The sequence below is a fragment of the Bartonella sp. AP57NXGY genome (assembly GCF_042195805.1).
GTDB lineage: Bacteria > Pseudomonadota > Alphaproteobacteria > Rhizobiales > Rhizobiaceae > Bartonella.
In genome coordinates, this window is record NZ_JBHIOZ010000047.1 from 1 (window position 1) to 10872 (window position 10872).

Here is a 10872-nt window from a genome sequence, read left to right on the forward strand (position 1 = left end):
GCGGTTGTAGCTCAGTTGGTTAGAGCGCTGGTTTGTGGCACCAGAGGTCGTAGGTTCAAATCCCACCAACCGTACCATTGATTTCCTTACAACTTTTCTCATTCTCCTTTCCAGTGTTTTGTAAAGCGGTTAAAAGACGCAGTTTTCGGCGTTTTTTGCCTTTGACTGATAACAGAGCCGAGGCCTTGCGCGGGTGTATTTTCCTCTTTTTCGCCCAAAATGGCCAAAACGTCTCATTGAGCGGAGACTTTTTTAAAAAGGTCTCCGCTCAATTTATATTTATTTTTCAATATGTTATAAAATTGCTCATTTTATGGTCGGTATGCATCTTGTGGGTGGCGCGCGTGATACGAACCTAAGGCCTCTGTTTAAGTAGAATCGCTATAATTCCCCTATAAGGTTTTGTTTTTTTACAGTAAGCTTGCAATATGCATGAAAATAAATATTCTATTCTTCTATACTGAGCATAAGGGGAAATGCAGTGATGAGTATAATAGCGGGTGAAGATAAAATTGATTAGCCTTTTACTAAAGAAACCCTTTACTATTTTTTATGCCAGTGCTGGTGTCTGTGAGGAAAAACGTAGACATATTATGTTGTATCTCATCAATAAATATATTACATGGATTTGGGTTATCATATTTTTTGCTAATGGGCTGCCCAATGTTTTTTTGAAGGGACTCCCCAGCTTTGGTGGATCAATATGGGTTTAGTTTGTGTTGGTATCTTTTTTTCTAAATATTTTCCTAACATGATGCGATATTTTTATCGCATCAAACATCATGGAGCATAATATGTCATTGTTTAACATTCTGACTGGAACTCCTTTATGGGCCTGGATTTTGCTTATTTTTCTCATTGCGAGGGGAATAATCGCATTGAAAGATAGGGAAATGAAGGTTAACCGCCTTTTTCTATTGCCGTTAGTCTTTCTTTTTTTGGGCGCAAGCGATGTGATTAAAGAGCTGGCGTTCCTGCGCTGGGGAGCAGTCTCAATGTTGGCAGGGCTGATGATCGGCGTTGGCGTTGGCTGGTTGCTCTGGCGTGCTACTGCGCGTTTAAAAATCAAAGAAGGAACGGATTTCATTATTCTGCCTGGTACGCCGTTGACGCTGACATTTATTCTTATCGCTTTTGTCATCAAATTCACATTGATTGTTTTTCTCAAGGTTGTACCTGATTTGAAATATGCATTTGATTTTAACCTTCTTTTTGGTCTTTTAAGTGGGTTCACTGGTGGTGTGTTTTGGGGCGGCTCATTAAATTTATATATAACATTTCGAAAAAATATAAATTAGTTCCTATATCCTTAGCTGTTGATGCTTCTGTCAAGTATTATGATACAGAAGCGTCCGCTGTTTTACGTTGAAACTGCGGCTGCTATACGACTAAGTGGCCTTACGTCTGAGTATGCAAGAGCGGCAGAGTTTATACAGTCTACGCCATAATATGTGGAGCACTCTTGCGGGAATGAGTGCATTATTATTGCGATATACATGTAACCCTCTAGCTAATATTATATTAGTAAGGCTGTTTTTTGAAGCCGCTTGTAATTACGGTGTGTTTTTAAAGAGAACGTTCGAACCGATGTATCGCTTGCAGTACCATTTCTCTTTATAAAACTATTCTCATTTCTTTTAGAAATCTGCACTTCTCAGCTTTTTTTGCGTATGATCGATAACGTAGTTAAGATCCTTGAGATAGTGAATTTTTATCTCTTTTTGCTAAAAATGCTCAAACCATCTTATTTAGTCGAGACTTTGTTTAAGAAGGGATCTTCTAAATTTATTTTTTCAATAGGATATAAATTTCTCGTTTTGGGTGCGCGGTAAACTTATAGCAGCAATAAGCTTAGGTTTATTGGTTCTAAGCGTGGAGGGAGTTGAGCTATCCAATGAAAAAGAATAAATTGCATTTTTGTCTAACTTTGTGAACACACACTATTTTCTGGACTAATCGAGGAAATAGAACATTCCTGTGTTGAGAGGATTAGACAATGAGTTGTAAACAATTAGAGCAAGAAATAGCCACTGTAAAGTATACGTTAATGTAGGAGCCCAAAGCCTTATGGCACACTTATTTCAGTGACGATTATTTAGGACAAACGCATCATGTGCTTGTGGTGTCAAAAGGCTATCAATGAGGGCAAGATTTACAAAAGCTTGAAAGCTATTGCTAAGCATATTACCGGCATCAATTGGAATGGCCATTTGTTTTTTGGCCTTGTAAGGCGGGGATGAGAGGATGACTGGGGACAAGAAAGGTGCTTAAACAAGCGATAAAACCAATACGCGGCGCTATATATAGACGTAAAACCGAAGAAGGTTTAAAGCAAGAGTTTAACTGACGGGACGACAAAAAGAAGCAGACGAAAGCTTTGTTAAAGCTTACCGTCATGAAGGTTGGCAATTAATACCAACGTTGCTGATAATGTAAAAATCATGCCGCAATATATTTAAGGAGCGAGTGCAAGAGATTAATACATTCCTATGGCAGATTGTAAAAGCATGGTTTGTACATGAGTCTAATTATATGATTGATAAGGCAATACAAATCACTCAGGGATAAAATGATAAGAGCTATATTTTATTATGAATCTGACACACAGTATAAAACCTATAAAGGCAAAGCGTTTTATGGCATGGGAAGGATTTTCAGCTTGCTGGTGGGCGTTTGAGGGTGTTTTTACACACCGTGAAAGGTATTTTAGCAAATCTTGCTTGTGCGGACAAGGGAGAACTAGAAGTGGATGCTGACATAATCCCTTGTGAAATGGTTTTTATTGCGTCAAAATAAATGATGAAGAAATTTATGTTTTCGTTGGCAGTGATAGTACTTGTATGTGCTTGACCAAGCCACATGTGACGCAATTTTAAAATTACCCATGGTGGCATGTCGTCAAATTGACGATACAGCTCTTCGATTTGTAAGAAATATGACAAGGCTAAAAGATAGACATATTTGGGATGTGCTTGTGCCAATTGATAAGCTTATTGATAATATTTGTAAGTGCCATAATAGCACACAAGAAAAAATATAAAATAACCGCCTTTATTATGCCAAACAGCGGCTAATTTAGGGCGCGAAATTATTGCTTTTTCAAAGTAAATCAAAGAAAGGCAAAATGATCAAAATGTGGTAATGCGAATTGATCTAGCCGACTTGCGTAAGCAAAAAGACATAAAACAAGCACAAGAAACTTTAAAAAATAAAGAGAACAGCTTATATGACACTTTTCATGAAAGTAAATTTGCAGAGGATATAGAAATAAATAGGATAAAAGGAATTGCGACGTACAAAAGAAATATTCATAGACATATTTTATACTAAGCGTAACGGAGAAGCGCAAAGATGAGTATAATAGCGGGTGAAGATAGAATAGAGGGCATGAGTCAAAGCCCTGTTAATCCAGACATAGAAAAGTTAAAAGCAGCCTTTCCGCAATGTTTTGCTGAGGGAAAGCTGGATATAGATCAGCTTCTTAATCTATGCGGCGAATATATTGATAATGATTTTGAGAAGTTCAAATTTGAATGGAAGGGCAAAGGAGCAAGTTTAAAGCTTGCACAAAAGCCTTCACTAGCGACATTGCGCCCGAAGCGCGAGGAGAGCGTAAACTTTGATAATACACATAATCTTTATATTAAGGGCGATAATCTTGAAGTGTTAAAACTTATCCAGCGGGCTTATTTTGGCCAAGTGAAGATGATCTATATAGACCCGCCCTATAATACGGGGAATGATTTTATCTATGATGATGATTTTAAAGACCCATTGGCGCGATATAAGGAAGTGACCAAGCAGACAACGAAGTCAAACCCTGAGACAATGGGGCGGTTTCACACGGCTTGGCTCAATATGATTTATCCGCGCTTGCTTTTGGCACAGACCTTATTGCGTGACGATGGGGTGATCTTTATCTCGATTGATGATCATGAGGTGCATAATTTGCGCAAAGTGTGCGACGAGGTGTTTGGTGAAGAAAATTTTGTTGCTCAATTGGTGTGGGAGAAGGTTCACACGCGCAAGAATTCAGCGAAATATTTTTCTGTCAGCCATGAATATATTATATGCTACGCAAAGTATAAGGAGAATTTCAAGAGAAACCTGTTACCGCGACCAGATAGTTCAGCATATAAAAATCCTGATAATCATCCTAAGGGACCTTGGAAAGCGGACCCCATTACGGCTCATAAACCCTATGCGGCCAATTATACAATTACCAAGCCGAATGGGGTGGTTCTGAAAAGGCCGCAAGGGCGTTATTGGGCTTTTAGCGAAAAAGTTTTGAAAGAAAAAATTGCTAATGATGAGATCATATGGGGCGAAGGCGAATCCTATCCTATGATTAAAAGGTTTTTAAATGAGACTCAAGATGGGTTGGTTCCTACGACTTTTTTCGGCAAGGAGATCGATGCCAATTTTGATGAAGAATTTGCAGGAATTTTTAAACGAGAGTTTTCAGGTGATACCGCTTTTTCCAAACGTGAAATTGATCAATTAATGCATGTTCAAGGATTGTTTGAATATATTAAACCTACCAAACTCATAAAATTGCTCATGCAAATCGGCATGAACAAAGACGACATCATTCTCGATTTTTTTGCTGGCTCTAGTACAACAGCGCATGCAGTGATGGCTTTGAATGCCGAAGATGGTGGCAATCGCAAATTCATCATGGTGCAATTGCCTGAATTGTGTGATGAGAAGAGCGAAGCTTATAAGGCTGGTTATAAAACTATCTGCGATATAGGTAGCGAACGTATTCGCCGCGCTGGTGCACAAATCAAGCAAAAGCATGAAGCAGAATTCACAAGCAAGCAGCCTTTAGACATCGGATTTCGCGTGCTAGAGCTCGATAGTTCCAACTTTTCCATATGGGACGATAGCCCGATTGATCCGAATGCACTTGATGTTAAAGAACAATTGCAAATGCGTTTGGATCATATTTTACGGGGGGTGAATTCCGAGCGCTCTCATCAAGATATTATCTTCGAGATCATACTTAAATATGGTTGGCCATTGGATTTAAAAATTTATCCTTTACCAATCAATGGCAAAAAATTCTATTATATAGGTGAGAGCGAAGGCGATGTCTTAGTGATTATAGCCATAGACCCCCCCTTGGACCCCGAAGATGCGGAAGAGATGATAAAGTATTTGCCCGTAAAAATCGTAGCGCTTGATGCGGCCTTTAAAAGTGATGAGGCGCTTATTAATTGCGACTTTATCTTTAAAGACAATGAAGTAAGTTTTGATAAAATTTAAACTATAGAGAGACGATTGGGGCGGCGATATGAAACTTAAATTTAAACAACAAGAATTTCAAAATGATGCCGTTAAAAGCGTCATTGATTTATTTAAAGGCCAACCACGACGAGATTCTTCTATTTTCTTGTGTTCAGAACAAGGACAATTAGCGTTAAATGAATTTGGTTATGGTAATCAATTATTGATTAGTGATGAAACTATATTAGCAAATTTACAAGAGGTGCAACAGAACAATAAACTCGTGGCGAGTAAGGCGCTAGAGCAAAAGCAGTTTTCTATTGAGATGGAAACGGGAACAGGCAAAACTTATGTTTATAGCAAGACGATTTTTGAGTTAAATCAACGCTATGGCTTTATCAAATTTATTATCGTCGTACCAAGTGTTGCTATTCGCGAAGGGGTATATAAATCACTTCAAGTAACAAGGGAGCATTTTCAAGCAGAGTTTGATAATCTGCCCTATCGTTATTTTATTTATAATTCAAAAGATCTTTCGCAAATTCGCCAATTTGCAAGCTCTACCAATATTGAAATTATGATTATCAATATTGATGCATTTAAAAAAGCGGAAAATATTATCAATCTTCCGCAAGATAGACTGAATGGCGAAAGTGCTATGCGCTATATCCAAGATACAAATCCGATTGTGATCATAGATGAACCGCAATCGGTGGATAGTACAGCAAAAGCGAAAGAGGCTATTGCGAGCCTTAATCCGCTTTGTGTTTTCCGCTATAGTGCCACGCATAAAGAGGAGATTAATCTTTTATATCGTTTAACACCTGTTGATGCTTATCAAAAAGGACTGGTAAAGCAAATTTGTGTCTCTTCTAATCAGATAGAGCAAGATTTTAACCGTCCCTATATTGCCTTGAAATCCGTATCACACAAACATGGCTTTAAGGCGCGCTTAGAGTTGGATATTGCGGGAAAGAATGGCACTGTGAGCCGCAAAACAGTTACAGTGAGACAAGGCGATGATCTGTATCGCGTTACGGGCGGGCGTGAGCTTTATAGGGGTTATATTGTTTCGGGTATCAATTGCATGGCGGGGGATGAAGCTGTTGAGTTTTCTGATACTGAAGTTGTCAAATTTGGCCACGCCCTTGGTGATGTGAATACAATAGAGCTTAAACGCGCGCAAATTTATCGCACTATAGAAACACATTTAGATAAAGAATTGCGGCTTGCGCCTTTAGGGATTAAAGTTTTATCACTTTTTTTTATTGATGAGGTGGCTAAATATCGTAGCTCTGATGAAGAGCCAGCACTTTATGAGCGTATGTTTGAAGAATGTTATGAAGAGCTGTTGACGAAAAAGAAATATGCCTCCTTACGAACTAAGTTTGCGCAAAATGTTCGAAATGTGCACGGCGGTTATTTCTCGCAAGACAAGAAAGGCGTGTATAAGGATACAAAGGGCGACAGCCAAGCTGATGATGACACTTATAACACGATTATGCGTGATAAGGAGTGGTTATTATCTTTTGCATGCCCCTTGCGTTTTATCTTTTCACATTCTGCCTTGAGAGAAGGCTGGGATAATCCGAATGTGTTTCAAGTGTGTATGTTGATTGAGCAAAAATCGAATTTTACCGCACGGCAAAAGATTGGTCGCGGTTTGCGCTTGTGCGTAAACCAACACGGTGAACAGGTAGAAGATAAAGATATAAATGTGCTGCATGTCATGGTGAATGAAAGCTTTGCTGAGTTTGTGAGTACATTGCAAAAAGAATTAGAGGCGGATATTGGTTATAAACTTGGTACATTGCAGATGGAGCATTTGGTTGGCCGTATTTATGAAGATGTAAAATATGTGGCCGCTAAAGTGGAAGTATCGCAAGCACAAAAAATTGTTAAAATACTTGTTGCAAAAGATTTTATTGATGAGGCGGGTGTCGTTAAAGTAGATCAAGATTTAGTGGCGAGCGAATTTGAGGCTATAGGGGCGGAGGAAATGCCACGCGAATTGCGTCAAGAAATTGTGAAAAAAACTGATGCGGGCGCGCTTATTAATGTTGAGACGCTGCAAGATCTGATTTATATGACAGCTGTGACGGAAACAAAAATTCTGTCTTCGCAAGAGGCTGCTGATATATTGGTTGAGTTGCGTGAAAAAGCCTTGCTTACATCAGCAGGAAAAATCACAGATACATTAAAAGCGCAATGGGCGACTGGGACGTTAGATTTAAGTGAACGTTTTAGTAAAGGGCAGAAGCAAGCTGTGCTGCAGGCGCTAGAAGCGAGCCAAGCCATGCCGATTATTCGTAATGCTACGCGCGAGGTGCGGGTTAAGCTTAAAAAGCAAACAGTGGCTTCACCAGAGTTTTTGGCCTTGTGGGAGAAGATCAATAAAAAGACCACTTATCGTGCAAAGCTTGATCGCACAGAGTTTGTTGCCAAAGCAGTGGATGCAGTGGAAAAAATGGCGCCAGTTGCGCCCGCGCATTTGGTTTATCAGACAGCAGAGATAGAACTGGATAGTGCTGGTGTGACCTATGAAGAGCAGTTATTAAAGCAGAGTGCGCTTGATTATAGTTTTTGTGCACTGCCGAACATTGTACATTATTTGACCTTAAAGCTGAAATTAACCACAAAGACAATTATTGGTATTTTGACCAAGAGTGGCCGTGAGCATGAGTTTGTAAAAAATCCACAAGCTTTTTTAGAGCGCATAGAAGAAATACTCAATAAAACCCATGTTAATCTTACAATTGATGGCATTAAATATTTAAAGCTGGTCGGGCAAGAATATAGTGTGCAAGAGCTTTTTACCAGTGAAGAGCTTGTGGCAAATTTAGAGCGTACAGCTGTTGTGAGTGAGAAGAGTGTGTATGATCATGTGGTTTATGAAAGCAGTGTGGAGAAAGAGTTTGCACAAAGTCTTGAAAATGATCCTGAAGTCAGATTGTTTTTTAAACTACCAAGAAGTTTTAAAATAGCCACTCCCATTGGTTCTTATACGCCTGATTGGGCAGTTTTTTTAGAGCGAGATGGCGAACAAAAGCTTTACTTTGTGCTGGAGACAAAAGGGGCAAACAGCGAGTTTGATTTGCGACTTAAAGAAATACTGAAGATTAAATGCGGCAAAGCGCATTTTGCTGCACTGCAAACGAGCGTTGCGTTTAACGACCAGCCGGTGATAAATTGGCGTGAATATAAGCGTACTTTGCCCGAAGGGGCGCATGAGTTTCCAAGTGCTGCGGTGGTTGTTACAGAATGATTGGAGCATGAAATACTTAAGGGGGAGGGGAGAAAAGCTTTTTATATCAAAATAATAAATTGATAAAAGGTAGTTATAATGTACACTTCATGTTGAATTTAATTGTTTTCATTTAATACAGGAGGTAAAGTTATGAAAACTAAAGATATGTATAAACCACTGAAAAAAAATTAAACGGGTTGATGTTGCTGCGCTCAAAGCCCGAGCAAGTGAGCAGAAAATGGCTGCTTGAGGCGCTTCTATGAATTGAAGTTTTAAAATATACAAAGCTGGCGGCAAAAAAAGCTGCCAGCTTTATAGCTTTTGGATATATTAATGACGATAGATTATGAAGTTAAAAAGTTGCTCTATGGCTGTGGGGCAATGAGCGAGGTTCGGCTGATTACAGGTTCCTTCCATGCTTTTTTTTCTTGTCTATGGGCGTTAGTATAGCACAGTTAGCCTTATTGCAAATTGTGTTTAGCGCGGCTATTTGTATTTTTAAAGTGCCTTGTGGGATTTTAGGAGATAAAATTGGCGTTAAAAAAATGTTATCTTATCATGTTTCTTTTTTTCGCTCTTCTTCTTTTTATCTATTTACGCGCCTAATCTTTCTGTCTTAATTCCGGCAGAAATTATATATGCTTTAGGCTTTGCTTTATGTTCTGGCGCTGATAGCACATGGATTAAAGGCTTAATCGACGGCGGTGGATACAAGGGTAGTTTGATCTACCACCAAGTAAACGTCTATAAGCGGGAACTGATGGCATTCATGAATATGGTTGCTGGTGCGCTAGGTGTTCTTATTGTTTTGTGTATGGATAATTATCAGTCGGCATATTATTTTTGTTCTTTCGGGTTTCTCGTGCTTGTATTCTTGTTTAGTCGGGTGACGGGGATAGGTATTGCATCTGCTTCGGATAGTCAGTAAATAGACTCGGGTTCTTTGTTGCATGCAACAGAAGCTTTTACTTATTTAGTTACCTCAAAAATTGGGTTATATTACATATTGATATGTGGTTTTATTGTTGCTGCATTGCAGCCAATATTTCATTTTTGGCAACCTTTTATTTTGGGACAGACAGGAGTATTAGACAATGCGACAGGAAAGACTAAAATTCTTATTCTTGGCCTGTGCTTTGTGTCTTATACTCTCGTAAAATACTTATTTAATCGCTTTGTGATTAAATATCTTATGCAAAAATATGCTCCTATGGCGATAACTTTGTGCTCACTCGTCCTAAGTGCTGTTGTTATGCTTGCTCTGCTTCTCGTTGCAAACAGTTGGGCTCCTATTATTTTATTCACCGTATTTCACAGTTTTTTTCTGTTCCTATGACGCAGTTTGAAGCAGAATTTTTTAAACATATTCAACAAAAGAATGCAAATACGGTTTTATCCATTGTTAGTTTTCTTGCGCGTATTTTTGGTATTTTAGCGCTTGTGCTGATTGTTGGTTGGCAAATAATGTTTGTATAGAAGCAGCTTTTTGTTTTGCCTTGGTTTGTATATGTTCAATTATCCCGCTTAATTTGGCTTGGCTTTATACTGATAAAAAGTTAATAAAAAACGAAGAGGTCTGAGAGTGAAGATACAGTTGAATAGGGACTTGCCTATGACTTACATAAAGACACAGGAAAAAATAGTGTGTGGGTCATCTTATATGGATTGAGTCGAAATTAATAGCTGTCCATCGTTTTTAGCAGAGATGCTTACCGATTTGAATGCGCCAAATGATTGTGCTGTTATTCTCCAGAAATATCGCGAACGAGTATATCAAGAGGATATGATATTGATGTGTTGTTAAATGAATACTTCAGATTGGATTCGGAGGAGGCCAAAATTATTATTTTTGAGGAGGGCAATCATTCATATGAAGTCTCTATAGGTTTTGTGATGTGGACATGGTACGTATAGTTATAGAATGCTCTCCTAGTGAGTGCTAGATGGTGCTTTTGCGTTCGTAAAATATTGTGCGTTGGTTGTTGAACTAAAGTTTCATAATTTTAGATCGTAGAGCGGTGGGGCATCGAGGTGTCTTATGTATCATAAACGCTCTTTTTTAATTGGTGTATAGGCACAATGGATTGTAAAAATGCTAATGCCTGTGTTTTTTGACAACTTGGTCGGCTTTGTTTTTTTTACGTATGTAAGCAGCGAGTAAGCAAAGGTTAGCACAGGTGTATTACTTGCAGTACCAAAAAGTTTGATTAAAAATACTAAAAATGGATATACAAGACGAACAAACGGCTCGCTGAGGATCTTTTATCAATGACTGTAGTTGCTTGGGGGCATAATATTGTACAAAAAACCAATAAAGGTGCATTGCGCTTCTTTTTTAAGAACTGGGCATCTCCTCTTACCTTAATGCGTTCTCATTATGCATCCTTTACACAAGA

7 protein-coding genes and 1 tRNA gene are annotated in these 10872 nt (G+C 38.7%); 7 read left to right on the forward strand and 1 reads right to left on the reverse strand.

Annotated features, from left to right (window positions below; genetic code table 11):
- The 3 genes from ACFIL8_RS05875 to ACFIL8_RS05885 all read left to right on the forward strand — a co-directional run bounded on the left by ACFIL8_RS05875 (window position 1) and on the right by ACFIL8_RS05885 (window position 2240).
- A tRNA-His gene (locus tag ACFIL8_RS05875) sits at window positions 1–77 on the forward strand.
- A gap of 717 nt (window positions 78–794) precedes the next feature.
- Window positions 795–1298: a hypothetical protein gene (locus tag ACFIL8_RS05880; RefSeq protein WP_375681453.1), complete on the forward strand. Its 504-nt coding sequence runs from the start codon at window positions 795–797 to the stop codon at window positions 1296–1298.
- Between the two features lie 813 nt (window positions 1299–2111).
- On the forward strand, window positions 2112–2240 hold the full coding sequence (locus ACFIL8_RS05885) for a DUF2924 domain-containing protein (RefSeq protein WP_375631508.1): 129 nt from the start codon (window positions 2112–2114) through the stop codon (window positions 2238–2240).
- A 414-nt stretch (window positions 2241–2654) separates the two neighbouring features.
- Here the strand turns inward: ACFIL8_RS05885 and ACFIL8_RS05890 are convergent, their stop codons facing one another.
- A complete protein-coding gene (locus ACFIL8_RS05890) occupies window positions 2655–2981 on the reverse strand; it encodes a hypothetical protein (protein ID WP_375637995.1) in 327 nt (108 codons plus the stop codon).
- A 370-nt stretch (window positions 2982–3351) separates the two neighbouring features.
- Here ACFIL8_RS05890 and ACFIL8_RS05895 point away from each other — a divergent pair, with 370 nt between their 5' ends.
- The 4 genes from ACFIL8_RS05895 to ACFIL8_RS05910 all read left to right on the forward strand — a co-directional run bounded on the left by ACFIL8_RS05895 (window position 3352) and on the right by ACFIL8_RS05910 (window position 9952).
- A complete protein-coding gene (locus tag ACFIL8_RS05895; protein ID WP_375637998.1) occupies window positions 3352–5268 on the forward strand; it encodes a site-specific DNA-methyltransferase in 1917 nt (638 codons plus the stop codon).
- Between the two features lie 28 nt (window positions 5269–5296).
- Window positions 5297–8494, forward strand: coding sequence for a DEAD/DEAH box helicase family protein (locus ACFIL8_RS05900; RefSeq protein WP_375638000.1), 3198 nt, complete (start codon window positions 5297–5299; stop codon window positions 8492–8494).
- A 742-nt stretch (window positions 8495–9236) separates the two neighbouring features.
- The gene (locus tag ACFIL8_RS05905) at window positions 9237–9404 is read left to right on the forward strand and encodes a hypothetical protein (RefSeq protein WP_375631516.1); all 168 of its coding nucleotides are present in this window, start codon (window positions 9237–9239) and stop codon (window positions 9402–9404) included.
- 296 nt (window positions 9405–9700) lie between these two features.
- Window positions 9701–9952, forward strand: a complete 252-nt coding sequence (locus ACFIL8_RS05910) for a hypothetical protein (RefSeq protein ID WP_375638002.1) — start codon at window positions 9701–9703, stop codon at window positions 9950–9952.
- Window positions 9953–10872 lie beyond the last annotated feature (920 nt).